This is a genomic window from Bradyrhizobium sp. LeoB3 (genome assembly GCF_055456055.1).
The window spans coordinates 24,814-40,148 of the sequence record NZ_JBVBEF010000048.1 but is presented as its reverse complement, the minus strand read 5'-3'; the positions used below and the strand labels follow the sequence as shown (position 1 = coordinate 40,148).

The window sequence follows — 15,335 nt, the reverse complement described above, 5'->3', positions numbered from 1 at the left end:
CGCCGACCGTCATCGGCGCACGAAACGACATGGAGCTCAATCACAGCTTCACCGGCCGCGGCGATAGTTCTTCGCGTAGTCGGGTACGGCGATACCGGGCTTCAAGGCCGAACAATTGCGCGGCTCGCCGGCGGTAAGCTGAAGCGGAATCACGCCCGACCAGGTGTCGAGCCGATAATCCTCTTCGGGATCCACGACGCCCTGATTCCTGATCTTGACCGAGGCTTCGGTCAGCGGAAACCGCATGAAGAGCGTGGCGGCAATTTCCTTCGGTTTCGGCGCACGCACCTGGTGGCCCGGGCAGATGTCCTCGATGAACGCCGCGACGAGGCGCTCCTTCTCGCCGGGATCGACGATCTTCTCGGCCGCCGCGAAAATCATGACGGAGCGGTAGTCCATGCTCATGCCAAACCCCGATCGTCCCGCAACGATCGAATCGATCAGGGTGACCGTGATGCAGGCGGGAGCGCCGGCGGCCAGCGCCGCGAGCGACTGATTGGCGGGGCTGCCATGGATGTAGGCGAAATCGCCGATCCTGACGATTGCGGTCGGAAGCACGCGCGGCGCGCCATCAACCACGACACCGACGTGACAAACCAGCGCCTCGTCGAGGATGCGATACATCACCTCGCGATCATAGACGGCACGTTCCGGATGAAGCCGGACGCGGGTGCGTTCGGTCGGCGATAATGTCGAGCCTGTCATGGCTGCCCTCACATCGCGACGGCCTGACCGGCATCCTTGCGATGCGTCAGGTGATCGCCCTCATAGGCATTCCGCTCGGCTGCTTGCTTGCCTGCGATGTAAAGCTCGATCGAGTCGTGGAGCGATTTCGGCACCAACACGCCTTCGACTTCGGTGCGCTTGCGGGCCTCGTAGCGGCGATCCGAGGGCAACCGGACGCCGTCCTGTGCCAGCATCTTGCCGAACAGCAATTCGGCATGTTCGAGCTGTTTGGCGCGATCCCCGTTCGCCATGCAACGGACCGGATCGATCGCGATCACGAGTTCTCCGCCGCACGGGGCGCCCGTATTCGCCTTGTCGCGCTCGCCGGCTTCGAAGCTGAGGACATCTCCGAGCAGCGGCCCTGCCAGCAATTCCACCATCATGGCGATGTTGGAGCCCTTGAAGCCGCCGAATGGAAGCTGCGCGCCGGCCAGCGCCTGGGCCGGATCGCGGGTCGGCGTGCCGTCCGGTCCGATAGCCCAGCCGTCGGGCAATGTCTTGCCATCGCGAAGCCGGAGCTGGATCTCGCCGCGGGCGCTGGCGCTCGATGCCTGATCAAACACGACCGGAGGCTTGCCGTTTCGCGGCCAGGCGAATGCCATGGGGTTGGTGCCGAACAGCGGCCTTGTGCCGCCAGCCGGCGCGACATAGGGACTGGCAGCGACAAAGGCGAAGCCGACCAGGCCGTGCTCCGCCAGCCGCTCGACCTCCGGCCAAAGCGCGGCGACGTTGAGCGCGTTGTTCACCGCCATCGCCGCGATCCCCATCTTCTTGGCAAGCGCGGCGAGCGGCTCGGCTCCGCGCTCCAGTGCCAGCGGCGAGAAACCGTATTTCGCATCGACCTTGATGACGGCAGGCGCAAGCATGGACAGTTCGGGCTCGGCGTCGGGCGAAGCCTGACCCGCGTGCAGCCCGTTCATGTAGAAAGGCAGCCGGAACAGGCCGTGATGGCGGCACTCGTCCCGCTCGGCCATAGTCATGGTGTTCGCAATCGCATTTGCATGCGATGCACTAAATCCTTGCGCGAGCAGCGCGGCCTTGGCCGACCTGTGCACGTCAGCCAGCCACATCCGGATGGCGTCCGACATCCTCTACCTCCTATTTTCTCTTAGCTTTCCCGGCGCGGGCGGCCGACTCGCTTAGAGAAATGAACTTTGCATGTTATGCAAATTTTGTCAGGCTATTTCGTGATCAGCACGATAATTTAACCCTGCACAAAAGTGCATGATATGCAAAACTGACTGCAAGATTTCAGCGCGCGCCGTCCCTGAGCGAAACCAAAGGAGAAGCAAGATGCCGTCACTGATGAAATTCCTCAGCCTTGCAGCCGTGCCGATCGGCTTGGTGCTGGCCATGCAGCAGGGCCGGGCCGCCGAACCGGTGATCTCGGACGGCTTCGTCAAGATCGGCATCATGAACGACCAGTCCGGGCTCTATGCGGATCTGGCCGGTCCGGGCTCGGTGGTTGCGGCGAAAATGGCGATCGAGGAATTCGGCGGTACGGTCCTCGGCAAGAAGATCGAGCTCGTCTCCGCCGATCATCAGAACAAGGCCGACATCGGCGCGGCAAAGGCGCGCGAATGGTTCGACCGGGATGGTGTCGACATGGTCGCCGATTTCTCGAACTCGTCGGTGGGCTTTGCCGTGCAGGCCCTGGCGAAGGACAAGGACAAGATCGCCATCATCATGGCGGCCTCTTCCGACTTCACCGGCAAGGCCTGCACCGCCACCTCGGCGCAATGGGTCTACACCAGCTATTCCAACGGCTACAGCCTCGCCAGGACGATGACCGACGCCGGCGACAAGAGCTGGTTTCTGCTGACGGTCGACTACGCATTCGGCCATGCGTTCGCCAACGATATCCGCAAGGCGGTGACCGAAGGCGGCGGCACCGTCGAAGGCGAAGTGCGCCACCCGCTCAACACCGCCGACCTCAGCTCTTATCTGCTGCAAGCGCAATCCTCGAAGGCCAAGGTGGTGGCGCTGGCAAGCGCCGGCGCCGACATGGCCAACGCAATCAAGCAGGCGGCGGAATTCGGCATCAACAAGAGCAAGACCTTCGTGGCGCCGATTGTCTTCATCACCGACATCCACGCAATGGGCCTCGCCAGCACCCAAGGCCTGCGCTTCGTCTCGGCCTTCTACTGGGACCGCAATCCGGAAACCCGCGCCTGGTCCGAAAAGTTCTTCAAGCTGCACAAAGCCATGCCGACGATGACGCAGGCCGGCGTCTATTCGGCGGTGCGCCATTATCTTCGCGCAATCGAAGCGACCGGTACCGATGAAGCAACCGCGGTGATGGCGAAGATGAAGGAGCTGCCGGTGAATGACATCTTCACCCACAATGGCAGGGTCCGCGAGGACGGGCTGCTAATGCACGACATGTACCTGATGCAGGTGAAGCAGCCCCAGGAATCCAAGGAGCCGTGGGACTATTACAAGATCCTAACTACCTTGCCCGCTGACAAGGTGTTTCCGCCCTTGGAAGCGAGCGCGTGCCCGCTGATCAAGAAGTGACTTGCACATTATGATATGGCGCAAGCCGGAGCTTGCGCCATTTTTGCCGCTGATCTTGCGCCCGATGCAAATCACCTCTAGAGCAGGTCCCGGTAAGCCATCACGATAGCTTTCGGGAGGGGCCATGGATCAGGCGCGGCTGATCGCCCGGCAACTTGGAGCGCGAATTCGCAAAGCGCGCACGGATCGGAAGCTCACGCTGCAGGCGCTCGGCAACGATACCGGCCTCTCGGCGGCCTATCTCTCCCGGGTGGAGCGCGGCGAGGCGGCGATGTCGATCGCCAATGTGATCCTGATCGCGACCCGGCTGAACATGCCACTCCGTGACCTGTTCGAGGATTCCGGCGACGTCCAGGCGCCCAAATACTATACGATCTCGCGCCGGCGCCAGCGCGAGACCTCTCCGCCGCACTCCGCCAACGGCTATGACTATCACTGGCTCTCGGGCGACCTCGCAGACCCCAAGCTCAGCGCCTTCGTGCTTGATTTTCCGGTCACCTCGGACCTCGACATCAAGCTGCTGTCCCACGAGGGCGAGGAAATCCTCTACGTGCTCGAGGGCAGGATCGAATTTCAGATCGGCGAGGAACGCTTCGTGCTCGACCAGGGCGATTGCGTCCATCTGTTCGGCGACCGACCGCATATGGGCCGCAATGCCGGGCTTGGACCGGCGCGATTATTGATGGTGGCCACGCCGCCCGATGTGATCGAGCATCATTCGGAAGCTTAGCCGTGATCCGGAAAAGTAGTTTTTCGAAAAATATCACGTTCAAATAGAAAACGAGGTCACGAACCGATATCCGTATGGCCGGACCATGATCCAGCCGATCAATCGGCGGCAAGCGCGCAAGACACGCAAGCGACCGCAGCCAGCGACAGCTCGTAAGCCGAGCCTTTCGTGGATCGATGGGTCATCAGCAGACCGGCCGCAATCACCACCACTGCCATATAAAACGCGAACATGGCGCCGATCCATTTCCAGTCGATTCGGCAAGCGTCGGGTGTGAGGCTTTCAATCAGGCTGCGCATGATCTCCTCCTCATCGGGAATCGGCGAGCGGTATAGCTTGCTTCCGCGATGGGCTATGTGATCTGGTTCACAAACCATCCGAATGGAGCACCAAGAGAGCGTGATGAATCGTCATTACGCTCTATCTTTTATGTGAGCATGATATTCCCGCAGACGCTTCGAAAGCTGGCGCCCACTTTTCCGGATCATGCTTCGGTCCGAAAATGAGGTATCGATGACCGGCCCAGAACTGAAAAAGCTTCGCGAGCATCTCGGCGATGCCATTGGCCGGCCACTCACGGTGGCCGACATGGCGAAGCTGTGCGGACTGAAAGAGCCCGAGGGCGCCAACACCGTCCGCCGCTGGGAGGTGACGGGACCGAACGCGCAAGTCGCCGATCTCCTGCGCGTGCTGGCGATGGCCAGCGAGCACTATCCGATCCTAGAGAAGTTCAACGTGTTCGACCGCCATGACGTCCCCGAGAAGGAACGGCCGGCGCGCAAAGCTCAGTTCCGCGAACAGATGCGCGAGGACATCAGGCGCAGGCTTGGTTAAGCAAGTCTTGCCTCGTTAGGAAAGATTTCCGCAAAGGCTGCGCGCGAGGTGCAGATTAAGCCTTCCTTCACCCTTCCTTAAGCTGCCGTTAAGCACAAAAAACAATTACCGGCCAATAGGTTGGATTATCGATCGCGATCGCCCCCCGCTGACATCATTTTATTCAAAAGCGGTCTTTATTCGCGCCAGGGGCGCTGCGCGCAGCGTCTCATTTTGAATCTCCGAGGACTAGAAATGAAGAAGATCCTGCTCGCAACCGTTGCCCTCACGGCGTTCGCCGCAGCCGCGCCGGCATTCGGCGCCGATCTCGGCGCCCGCCCCTATTACAGCAAAGCCCCGGCGCCGGTTTACGCCGCGCCGATTTACAACTGGACCGGCTTTTATGTCGGCGGCCATATCGGCGGCGCCTTCACCAGCAGCGACACCTTTAACGGCTTCGGGCTCAGCGACCACAAAACCCGCTTCCTCGGCGGCGTCCAGGTGGGCGGCGACTGGCAATTCCATCCGAACTTCCTGGTCGGCGTCGAAGGTCAGTATTCCTGGCTCGGAGGCGATCAGGTCAGCGCGGCGTTCCCCGGCGGCTTCGTCTACAACAACGACCAGCGCGGGATCGGCTCTATCACCGGCCGCGTCGGCTGGACCTGGGGCCCGGGCCTAGTCTACGCGAAGGGCGGCTATGCCTATTCCGACAACAACGAGACGCTGAGGTTCGGCGGCATCCCGGTCGGATTCGCGCTGAGCGACAGGCACCGCAACGGCTTTACCGTCGGCGGCGGTATCGAATACATGTTCGCGCCAAACTGGTCGGCCAAGGCCGAGTATCAATTCTACGATTTCGGCGACAGCCGCTTCGTTGCGCCGCCCCCGCTGGTGCCGTTCGGCAGCTTCCACAATGACGAGCACACCGTGAAGGCCGGCATCAACTACCGCTTCAATTTCGGCAATTTCGGCGGGCCGGTGGCAACCGGCTACTGACCGCGATCCAAGAATCTGAACAAGAGACAAAAGGCCGGCATCTCGCCGGCCTTTTTTGATTCTCGAGAGGTTGTAGGTACTGGCGTCCGGCAAGCACCGCGCGATCAATTCCGGCGTGCGGTAGAAAGCTACTTCAACGCCGCCATGCGCGCAAAAATTGCACCGCCGCGCATTCTGGTTCCCGATTTTGTTAACCCGCCATCGCGATACTGCCGCGCGAGGATTCAAGCTCAAAGGCAGTGACTGCGGGGCAGGCAAATGGCGTTACGATTCCGCTTCGGTAAAATGAAACTTAAGGGCATCCGGCGCCCGCGATGGGGCGTCAGGGGCAGCCTGTTTGCGGCGTTCGCCGGCATCGCCGCCATGGCGATCGTGATCAGCGCGGGCGCCGCCATGGTGTTCGAACAGCTCGGCGAGACCATGGGCGACCTTTCCGGCCGCGACATCCCGCGGCTCGCTGCGAGCCTGCAATTGTCGGCACAAAGCGCGAGCCTCGCAAGCCAGGGTCCGGCGCTGCTCGCCGTGCGCACCGAGGAGGCGCTGAACGAGCGCTCTGCCAAGATGAAGGAAACGCAGACGCAGGCGCTGCAGAAGCTCGACGAGATCATCAAGCTCGGTGCCGACAAGGCGATCGGGAAGGCGCTGACCGAGACGGTCAAGAACATCGACGACGTGATCGAGAGCCTCGGCTCGGCCGCGCGCGAGCGGCTCGAGACGGCGGCGTTGCACGACAAGCTGTATGAAACGCTGCGCAAGGCGCAGGCCGAGTTCGTCGCGGCTTCGGCGCCGGCGATGATGGACGCGCAGAGCCAGCTCCATGCGATCCTCGGCGCGGCCGAGCCGTCGTCCGACGACGCGAGCAGCGCCGCCCGCGTCGTAGAGCAGCTCGGCGATGTGATCGCCAGCGGCAACCTGTTGGCCTCCAACATGGCCGCAGCGCTGTCGGCGACCAACAGCGACACGCTGGAAGCGATCGAGAAGGATTTCAAGCGGGTGCTCTCGCAGACGATTTCCAATCTGGAGATGCTGCCGAAGAATTCCGGCACCAAGACGCTGGCCGACGCCGCCACAAAGCTGCAGACGCTCGGCCAGGGCAAGACCGGCGTGTTCAAGGTCCGCCAGAAGGAATTGGACGCCACCGATTTCGGCGAGACCATCCTGGAGGAGACCCGCAAGCTCAATATCGGCCTCGGCATCAGCGTGCAGCAGCTCGTCGACGGCGTGCGGAAGGCGACCGATGCGTCCACCAGCCAGGCGCAACGGGAGATTTCGTTTGCGACCATGGTGATGCTCGCGCTCGGCATCGGCACCCTGATCGGCTCGATCCTGTTCGTCTGGCTCTATGTCGGCCGCAGCATTCTCAAGCGGCTCAAGGGCCTGCAGGACTCGATGCAGCGGCTGTCGGCCGGCGATCTCGACACCGAGATCCCTCAGAGCCGCCAGGACGACGAGATCGCCGCGATGGGCAACGCGCTGAAGGTGTTCCGCGAAAGCATGATCGAAGGCCGCGCGCTCTCGGCCGAGCAGGACGAGGACCGCATCGCCAAGGCGGAGCGTGCTTCGCGCATGGAAGCCCATATCGTCGAATTCGAGTCCACCGTCCGCAGCGCGCTCGACAGCCTGCAGAACGCGGCCAATTCGATGCAGTCCACGGCGCAGAGCATGTCGGCGACCGCCGACCAGTCCAGCGCGCTGGCAAACACGGTCGCTTCCGCAGCGGAGGAAACCTCAGTCAACGTGCAGACGGTATCCGCGGGCACCGAGGAGCTCTCTTCCTCGATCGCCGAGATCGGGCGGCAGGTCGTGACCTCGGCCGAGATCGCGCGCAAAGCGGTGGACGAAGCCGGCCAGACCGACGTCACCATGCAGGGTCTCGCCGAGAACGCCGGCCGCATCAGCGTGGTGGTCGACCTGATCCAGACCATCGCCTCGCAGACCAACCTGCTTGCGCTCAACGCCACCATCGAGGCGGCACGCGCCGGCGAAGCCGGCCGCGGCTTTGCCGTGGTCGCCTCAGAGGTGAAGAGCCTCGCCAACCAGACCGCGAAAGCGACCGACGAAATCCGCCAGCAGATCGTCAGCATGCAGGAGGTGACGACGACGGCGGTTTCCGCGATCCGCAACATCAGCACGACGATCGGCGAGATCAACGACGTCACCACCGCGATCGCCGCCGCGGTCGAGGAACAGGGCGCGGCGACGCGCGAGATCGCCCGCAACATCCAGCACGCAGCCGGCGGCACCAGCGAAGTCTCGAGCAATATCGTCGGCGTCAGCAGCGCCTCGGCGGAAGCCGGAACGGCCGCCGGCGAGGTGCTGAACGCCTCCAGCGAATTGCGCCGGGAGGCCGAGGTGCTGCGCGCCGAAATCGACGCGTTCCTGTCGAATATCCGCGCGGCGTAGAAACACCGTCATTCCGGGGCGCCTCGAAGAGGCGAACCCGGAATCCATCGGGCGACAAATCCTGCTGGAGAAATGGATTCCGGGTTCGATGCTTGCGCATCGCCCCGGAATGACGTTCCCACGGCAATTCATGCCCATTATCCGAACCGGCATCTGCTTTTTTGAGCTAGCGCCGGGCGGCCGGTACCGCTAAGCCGATGGACGATGCATTCGAAAACAGACAGCGTGCAGTCCTCGGCTGAGGCACTGCGATACCCCCTCGAAAATCACCCCGGCCCGGACCAGGTCGTGGAAGTGATGCCGGGCGTGCTCTGGGCGCGGCTGAAACTGCCGTTCCGCCTCAACCACGTGAACATCTACCTGCTCGCCGACGGCGACGGCTGGACCATGATCGATTCCGGCTTCGGCAACGAGGAATCGATCGCAGCCTGGACCACGCTGTTCGAAGGCCCGCTCAAGGGCATGACCATCACGCGCCTGATCGTGACCCATTCGCATCCCGATCATGTCGGGCTCGCCGGATGGATCATCGAGCGGTTCGGCTGCCCGCTATACATGTCACAGGTCGAATACCTGCAGTCGGTCTATCATCAGAACCGCGGCACCGCCGAACGATTGACCGCGCAACGTCTGTTCTTCCGCCGTCACGGCATGGACGAGGACCTGACCGACAAGCTGCTCGGCCGCGGCCAGGATTATCTGAAGCGGGTCTCGGTGCTGCCGGCGTCCTATCGCCGGCTGACCCATGGCGACGAGGTCGTGATCGGCACGCGGCGCTTCAAGGTCATCACCGGCGGTGGACATGCGCTCGACCAGGTGATGCTGTATTGCGCCGCCGACAAGCTGTTCCTCTCCGCCGACCAGGTGTTGAGCAAGATCTCGCCCAATGTCAGTGTCTGGGCCGTCGAGCCGGAACAGAATTCGCTCGGCGAATATCTGGCCTCGCTGGCGAGCCTGACCACCACGCTGCCCTACGACGCGCTGGTGCTGCCCGGCCATGGCGTGCCGTTCTACGGCCTGAAGACACGGATCAAGCAGCTCGCCGATCATCACGAGGAGCGCTGCGGGCTGATCGCCGAGGCCTGCCGGGAGACCGCCAAGACCTCCAAGGAGCTGGTGCCGGTCGTATTCCACAAGCACGTGCTGGACGCGCACCAGATGGGATTCGCCGCCGGCGAACTGATCGCCCACGTCAACTACATGCTGGTCGAGGGCCGGCTGACGGCCGAGGCGATCGACGGCGTGCTGCGTTTCCGCACCACCTGACGCTATACACTCCGGTTCGGCTGATCCGGACAATTACGGGCATCGTGCGATTGCGTAACGATGCGGCCCGAGGAGCTATCGGCCCGCATTCCGGCGACAGGTCTAGGTCGTTGATCCACATCAATATTTGCCGCGCTTCCATGGACAATCTGTCCAATGTCTGGCGCATGCCCGAACGTGGGATAGCGGATAGACATTAGAGATTGAAAAGCTCTAAGAAGAGTTGGCCGCCCCGGCCGGGTCCTGCTCCAGGTTTGCCGATGGATTACAGCCAGTTTTTCAGCGCCGCCCTCAACCGCCTCCATGACGAGCGGCGCTACCGCGTATTTGCCGACCTCGAGCGGATCGCGGGCCGCTTCCCGCACGCGATCTGGCACTCGCCGAAGGGCCAGCGCAATGTCGTGATCTGGTGCTCCAACGACTATCTCGGCATGGGCCAGCATCCCAAGGTCGTCGGCGCCATGGTCGAGACCGCGACTCGCGTCGGCACCGGCGCCGGCGGCACCCGCAATATCGCCGGCACCCATCATCCTCTGGTGCAGCTCGAAGCCGAACTCGCCGACCTCCACGGCAAGGAAGCATCGCTCCTCTTCACCTCCGGCTATGTCTCGAACCAGACCGGCATCGCGACGATCGCAAAGCTGATCCCGAATTGCCTGATCCTGTCGGACGCGCTGAATCACAATTCGATGATCGAAGGCATCCGCCAGGGCGGCTGCGAGCGGAAAGTTTTCCGCCACAGCGACCTCGCGCATCTGGAGGAGCTGTTGCGCGAGGCCGGTCCCGACCGGCCGAAGCTGATCGCCTGCGAGAGCCTCTACTCGATGGATGGCGACGTCGCGCCGCTCGAGCAGATCTGCGACCTCGCCGAGCGCTATGGCGCCATGACCTATGTCGATGAGGTCCATGCGGTCGGCATGTACGGGCCGCGTGGCGGCGGCATCGCCGAGCGCGACGGCGTCATGCACCGTATCGACGTGCTCGAAGGCACGCTGGCGAAGGCGTTCGGCTGCCTCGGCGGCTATATCGCCGCCAAAGCCGAGATCATCGATGCCGTGCGTTCCTATGCGCCCGGTTTCATCTTCACGACCGCGCTGCCGCCGGCGATCTGCTCGGCCGCGACCGCTGCGATCCGCCACCTCAAGACCTCGAATTGGGAGCGCGAACGCCACCAGGAACGCGCCGCCCGCCTCAAGGCGATCCTGAACGCGGCCGGCCTGCCCGTGATGTCGAGCGACACCCATATCGTGCCGCTTTTCGTCGGCGACCCCGAAAAGTGCAAGCGCGCGACCGACATCCTGCTCGAGGAGCACGGCATCTATATCCAGCCGATCAACTACCCGACGGTCCCCAAGGGCACCGAGCGGCTGCGGATCACCCCGTCGCCCTACCACGACGACGGCCTGATGGACGGCCTCGCCGAGGCGCTGCTGCAGGTCTGGGAGCGGCTTGGGCTGCCGCTCCGCAAGCGGTCGATGGCGGCAGAATAACCCTAACGACGCGACATCCGGGATCGGAACGGCGGCGCACGGTGCGCCATCCGCCTGATCCCGCTATACTCCCCCGTCACGGCCCGCTCTGAGGCCGGGAAGGGAGATCAGCAGCGATGCTGCACGACTGGGGCGTCATCGCCGCCGCGTTCGGCTATATCGGGTTCCTGTTCTTTGTCGCCAGCCGCGGCGATCGTTCGCTGCCGACGAAGCGCGGTCGCGCGGGCATGGTGATCTACCCGCTGTCGCTCGCGATCTACTGCACCTCCTGGACCTTCTTCGGCTCGGTCGGATTTGCGACCCGCACCAGCGTCGACTTCCTGGCGATCTATGTCGGGCCGGTCCTCATGATCGGCTTGTGTACGCCGCTGCTCCGCCGCGTGATCGGGCTTGCCAAGTCGCAGAACATCACGTCGATCGCCGACTTCATCGCCGCGCGCTACGGCAAGAGCCAGGCGGTGGCCGCCACCGTGGCGCTGATCGCGATCATCGGCTCGGTGCCCTATATCGCGCTCCAGCTCAAGGCGATCGCCTCCTCGCTGGAAACGATCCTGGCCGAGGACAGGGCGTTTTCCTCGGTCCCCATCCTCGGCGACATCGCGCTGGTGGTGATGCTCGCGATGGCCGTATTCGCGGTGCTGTTCGGCACCCGGCAGGCTGATGCCACCGAACATCAGCACGGCCTGATGCTGGCGGTCGCGACCGAATCCATCGTCAAGCTGGTGGCGTTCCTCGCCGCGGGCATCTTCGTCACCTTCTGGATGTTCTCACCGACCGAACTGATCGAGCGCGCGATGAAGACGCCGGAAGCGGTGCGGGCGATCGAATATGTGCCGTCGGTCGGCAATTTCCTGACCATGACGCTATTGTCGTTCTGCGCGATCATGCTTTTGCCGCGCCAGTTCCATGTCAGCGTGGTCGAGAATTCAGGCCAGGAGGAGGTCGGGCGCGCGCGCTGGCTGTTCCCGCTTTATCTCGTCGCGATCAACCTGTTCGTAATCCCGATCGCGATCGCGGGGCTCGTGACCTTCCCGTTCGGCGCCGTCGACAGCGACATGTATGTGCTGGCGCTGCCGATGGAGGCCAACGCATCGCTCCTCAGCGTCGCCGTCTTCATCGGCGGGCTGTCGGCGGGCACCGCGATGGTGATCGTGGAATGCGTGGCGCTGTCGATCATGGTCTCCAACGACATCGTGCTGCCGATGGTGCTGCAGCGAAGCCGCGAAGCGCTCGCCGGGCAGAAGGATTTCAGCGACTTCCTGCTGAGTGTGCGCCGCTTTGCGATCTTCGGCATCATGGTGATGGCCTATTTCTATTATCGCGCGCTCGGCAATACTCAACTTGCCGCGATCGGGCTGTTGTCGTTCGCGGCGATCACCCAGCTTGCGCCCGCCTTCTTCGGTGGGCTGTTGTGGCGGCGGGCGACCGCGCGCGGTGCTATGGCCGGCATGGTGGTCGGCTTTGCCGTGTGGATCTACACGCTGTTCCTGCCGAGCTTCCTGGAGAGCAGCACCACGGGACTGATGCTGCTGCAGCATGGCCCCTTCGGCATCGAGGCGCTGCGGCCACAGGCGCTGCTCGGCACCGACCTGCCGCCGCTGCTGCATGGTGTGCTGTGGAGCCTGTCGCTGAACATCTTCACCTACCTCGTGTTCTCGCTGGCGCGCGAGCCGACCTCGATCGAACGGCTGCAGGCCGACCTGTTCGTGCCCCACACCTTCACGCCGATCGCACCGAGTTTCCGGCGCTGGCGCAGCACGGTGACGGTGCAGGACATCCAGAGCACGGTGGCCCAATATCTCGGGCCCGAGCGCGCCGGCCACGCGTTCGAGGCGTTTGCGGCCGAGCGTGGCGGCGCGCTCAACGCATCGGCGCCCGCCGGCCTCGAATTGCTGCAGCATGCCGAGCGCCTGATCGCATCCTCGATCGGCGCCGCGTCCTCGCGGCTCGTGATGTCGCTGCTGCTCCGCAAGCGCACAGTTTCGGCGAAGGCCGCGCTCAAGCTGCTCGACGATTCCCATGCGGCGCTGCATTTCAACCGCGAGATCCTGCAAACCGCGCTCAACCATGTGCGCCAGGGCATCGCGGTGTTCGACGCCAATCTGCAACTGATCTGCTCGAACCGGCAATTCGCCGAGATCCTGGCACTGCCGGCGCATCTGGTTCAACTCGGCATCCCCTTGTCGGAAATCCTGGAGTTCATGGGCGCGGTCAATCCGTCAGGCTCGGGCGACGCCCAGATCATGCTGGAGAAGCGGCTCGCCGCCTACACCACCGAGGGCGAGCCTTACCTGGAGCGGCTGCCCGACCGCCACATGGTGATCGAGGTCCGCACCAACCGGATGCCCGGCGCCGGCTTCGTCATCACCTTCTCCGACGTGACGCCGAGCTTCGAGGCGGCCGAGGCGCTGGAGCGCGCCAATGCGACGCTGGAAAAGCGCGTGCGCGACCGCACCGAGGAACTCACCCGCCTCAATTCCGAGCTGGCGCTGGCCAAGAGCGCCGCCGAAGATGCCAATATTTCCAAGACGCGATTTCTCGCCGCCGCCAGTCACGACATCCTGCAGCCCTTGAACGCGGCGCGGCTGTACGTCACGAGCATGGTGGAGCGCCAGCAGGGCGGCGAGGATTCCCGCCTGGTCGAGAACATCGACGACTCCCTGGAAGCGATCGAGGAGATTCTCGGCGCGCTGCTCGACATTTCGCGGCTCGATGCCGGCGCCATGACGCCATCGATCAGCCGCTTCAAGATCGGCGATCTCATGCGCTCGCTGGAAATCGAGTTTGCGCCGATCGCGCGCGCCAAGGGGCTGGAGCTGGCCTTCGTGCCGTCTTCGCTGGCAGTCGAGTCCGACCGTTCGCTGCTCAGGCGGCTATTGCAGAACTTCATCTCCAATGCGATCAAATATACGCCGCGCGGCCGCGTGCTGGTGGGTTGCCGCCGTCGCGGACAGTCGCTCAAGATCTGCGTCTACGATACCGGCGTCGGCATTCCCGTGCTCAAGCGCCGCGAGATATTCAAGGAGTTCCATCGTCTCGAACAGGGCGCGCGGATCGCGCGCGGCCTGGGACTAGGGCTGTCGATCGTCGAGCGGCTGGCGCGCGTGCTCAACCACGGCATCGCGCTCGATGGCAATGCCGGTGGCGGCTCGATGTTCTCCGTGACCGTGCCGGTCGCGAAGGCGATCAATCATACAGGGCCCGTGACCAGCGCAACGCCGCTCGCCAAGACCCCGATCAGAGGCGCACTGATTGTCTGCATCGAGAACGACCTGGCGATCCTCGATGGCATGAGGACGCTCTTAACGGCCTGGGGCGCCGAGGTGATCGCGGTCGCCGATCCCGAAAGCGCGATCGGCGCGATCGAGGCCGCGGGCGGGCGCGTCACCGGCCTCCTGGTCGACTATCATCTCGACCGCGGCAACGGCGTCGCCGCGATCCGCGACATCCGCCGCCGCTTCGGCGAGGGGCTGCCCGCGATCCTCATCACCGCCGACCGCAGCCCCAATGTCCGTGCCGCCGCACGCGAGGAGAACATCGCGGTGCTCAACAAGCCGGTGAAGCCGGCGTCATTGCGGGCGCTGCTGGGGCAATGGCGCACGCAGCAGATGGTGGCGGCGGAGTAGATCTCAGCGGGCCTACCGCTGGGCTGCGACGATCAACATCATCGGCCGCTCCAGCTCCTCGGCAAGATCGCGCATTGCGGCAATCTGATCGGGTGTCGGAGCAAATTCCTCGACGTGCCGGATCTCAAATCCGACGCCGATCAGCATATTCAGTGTCGTTCCGATCCTGCGATGATACTTGATCACGCCATCCGCAAACCAGTTCGTCTTGCGTGGCCCCTCAAGCGCGTATGCATCGACTGGCCACGTCTTGCGCCCCTCCTGATCAGTGCGCCAGCCCGGCTTTCTCGAAGCCATATAGATTGGATGCTCTATGGTGAAGACGAAACGCCCGCCCGGCCGCAGCGCGTGATAGACGCTGCGCACGAGCCTCTCGAAATCCTCGATGTAGTGTAGGGCCAGCGAGCTATAGGCGAGGTCGACCGAGGACGGCGGAAACTCGACCCGTTCGAGATCGGCGATCCTGTACTCAATGCCGGCATCGTGGGTATTCAGCCTCGCGCGACCGATCATGTTCTCGGAGAGATCGAGCCCAAGCACATATGCAGCTCCCTGCGCGCGGGCCCATCTCGCAAACCAGCCGAAGCCGCAGCCGAGATCGAGGACGCGCTTGCCGGTCAGGTCGGGGAGTTGCGCGCGGACCGCCGGCCATTCTGGCGCGCCGTCAAGCCCGCGGACGGACCGCGGCAAAGTGGTGTAACCGGCAAAAAAGACAGGATCGTCGTAGATGTTTTGGGCCAACAGGCTCTCCATCGATGCCGCCGGGCA

12 protein-coding genes are annotated in these 15,335 nt (G+C 63.6%); 8 read left to right on the top strand and 4 right to left on the bottom strand.

The features are described from left to right. Positions 1–48: 48 nt before the first annotated feature. A complete protein-coding gene (locus ACZXDY_RS26675) occupies positions 49–705 on the bottom strand; it encodes a pyridoxamine 5'-phosphate oxidase family protein (protein ID WP_464347559.1) in 657 nt (218 codons plus the stop codon). Positions 706–713: 8 nt separating this feature from the next. After that, a complete protein-coding gene (locus ACZXDY_RS26670; protein WP_464347558.1) occupies positions 714–1,814 on the bottom strand; it encodes an Ldh family oxidoreductase in 1,101 nt (366 codons plus the stop codon). Positions 1,815–2,019: 205 nt separating this feature from the next. Between ACZXDY_RS26670 and ACZXDY_RS26665 the strand changes: the two genes are divergently transcribed. Together ACZXDY_RS26665 and ACZXDY_RS26660 are read left to right on the top strand one after the other, a co-directional pair. Beyond that, positions 2,020–3,243, top strand: coding sequence for an ABC transporter substrate-binding protein (locus ACZXDY_RS26665; protein WP_464347557.1), 1,224 nt, complete (start codon positions 2,020–2,022; stop codon positions 3,241–3,243). Positions 3,244–3,367: 124 nt separating this feature from the next. Further along, the gene (locus ACZXDY_RS26660; protein ID WP_130227607.1) at positions 3,368–3,973 is read left to right on the top strand and encodes a helix-turn-helix domain-containing protein; all 606 of its coding nucleotides are present in this window, start codon (positions 3,368–3,370) and stop codon (positions 3,971–3,973) included. A gap of 98 nt (positions 3,974–4,071) precedes the next feature. On the opposite strand, the gene ACZXDY_RS26655 is transcribed toward ACZXDY_RS26660, so the two are convergent. Then, complete coding sequence (locus ACZXDY_RS26655; protein ID WP_165435342.1) at positions 4,072–4,272, bottom strand: hypothetical protein; 201 nt, start codon at positions 4,270–4,272, stop codon at positions 4,072–4,074. Between the two features lie 214 nt (positions 4,273–4,486). Between ACZXDY_RS26655 and ACZXDY_RS26650 the strand changes: the two genes are divergently transcribed. From ACZXDY_RS26650 to ACZXDY_RS26625, 6 genes are all read left to right on the top strand, one after another. Beyond that, the gene (locus tag ACZXDY_RS26650; RefSeq protein ID WP_464347556.1) at positions 4,487–4,807 is read left to right on the top strand and encodes a helix-turn-helix domain-containing protein; all 321 of its coding nucleotides are present in this window, start codon (positions 4,487–4,489) and stop codon (positions 4,805–4,807) included. A gap of 234 nt (positions 4,808–5,041) precedes the next feature. Then, positions 5,042–5,782 carry an outer membrane protein gene (locus tag ACZXDY_RS26645; RefSeq protein ID WP_464347555.1) on the top strand — a complete coding sequence of 247 codons (741 nt, stop codon included), beginning with the start codon at positions 5,042–5,044 and terminating at the stop codon, positions 5,780–5,782. A gap of 258 nt (positions 5,783–6,040) precedes the next feature. Beyond that, positions 6,041–8,185 carry a methyl-accepting chemotaxis protein gene (locus ACZXDY_RS26640; RefSeq protein ID WP_464347554.1) on the top strand — a complete coding sequence of 715 codons (2,145 nt, stop codon included), beginning with the start codon at positions 6,041–6,043 and terminating at the stop codon, positions 8,183–8,185. A gap of 204 nt (positions 8,186–8,389) precedes the next feature. Further along, positions 8,390–9,451 (top strand): MBL fold metallo-hydrolase, encoded by a 1,062-nt coding sequence (locus ACZXDY_RS26635; RefSeq protein ID WP_130230471.1) that lies wholly within the window; start codon positions 8,390–8,392, stop codon positions 9,449–9,451. A 260-nt stretch (positions 9,452–9,711) separates the two neighbouring features. Beyond that, a complete protein-coding gene (gene hemA, locus ACZXDY_RS26630) occupies positions 9,712–10,941 on the top strand; it encodes a 5-aminolevulinate synthase (RefSeq protein WP_028164401.1) in 1,230 nt (409 codons plus the stop codon). Positions 10,942–11,057: 116 nt separating this feature from the next. Then, on the top strand, positions 11,058–14,567 hold the full coding sequence (locus tag ACZXDY_RS26625) for a hybrid sensor histidine kinase/response regulator (protein WP_028164400.1): 3,510 nt from the start codon (positions 11,058–11,060) through the stop codon (positions 14,565–14,567). A gap of 12 nt (positions 14,568–14,579) precedes the next feature. Here ACZXDY_RS26625 and ACZXDY_RS26620 read toward each other — a convergent pair whose 3' ends face one another. After that, positions 14,580–15,308 carry a class I SAM-dependent methyltransferase gene (locus ACZXDY_RS26620; RefSeq protein WP_464347553.1) on the bottom strand — a complete coding sequence of 243 codons (729 nt, stop codon included), beginning with the start codon at positions 15,306–15,308 and terminating at the stop codon, positions 14,580–14,582. Between the last annotated feature and the right edge of the window lie 27 nt (positions 15,309–15,335).

Coding starts and splice junctions, on each gene's coding strand:
- ACZXDY_RS26675 (WP_464347559.1), bottom strand. CDS start 705: ATGACAGGCTCGACATTATCGCCGACCGAACGCACCCGCGTCCGGCTT.
- ACZXDY_RS26670 (WP_464347558.1), bottom strand. CDS start 1,814: ATGTCGGACGCCATCCGGATGTGGCTGGCTGACGTGCACAGGTCGGCC.
- ACZXDY_RS26665 (WP_464347557.1), top strand. CDS start 2,020: ATGCCGTCACTGATGAAATTCCTCAGCCTTGCAGCCGTGCCGATCGGC.
- ACZXDY_RS26660 (WP_130227607.1), top strand. CDS start 3,368: ATGGATCAGGCGCGGCTGATCGCCCGGCAACTTGGAGCGCGAATTCGC.
- ACZXDY_RS26655 (WP_165435342.1), bottom strand. CDS start 4,272: ATGCGCAGCCTGATTGAAAGCCTCACACCCGACGCTTGCCGAATCGAC.
- ACZXDY_RS26650 (WP_464347556.1), top strand. CDS start 4,487: ATGACCGGCCCAGAACTGAAAAAGCTTCGCGAGCATCTCGGCGATGCC.
- ACZXDY_RS26645 (WP_464347555.1), top strand. CDS start 5,042: ATGAAGAAGATCCTGCTCGCAACCGTTGCCCTCACGGCGTTCGCCGCA.
- ACZXDY_RS26640 (WP_464347554.1), top strand. CDS start 6,041: ATGGCGTTACGATTCCGCTTCGGTAAAATGAAACTTAAGGGCATCCGG.
- ACZXDY_RS26635 (WP_130230471.1), top strand. CDS start 8,390: ATGCATTCGAAAACAGACAGCGTGCAGTCCTCGGCTGAGGCACTGCGA.
- hemA (WP_028164401.1), top strand. CDS start 9,712: ATGGATTACAGCCAGTTTTTCAGCGCCGCCCTCAACCGCCTCCATGAC.
- ACZXDY_RS26625 (WP_028164400.1), top strand. CDS start 11,058: ATGCTGCACGACTGGGGCGTCATCGCCGCCGCGTTCGGCTATATCGGG.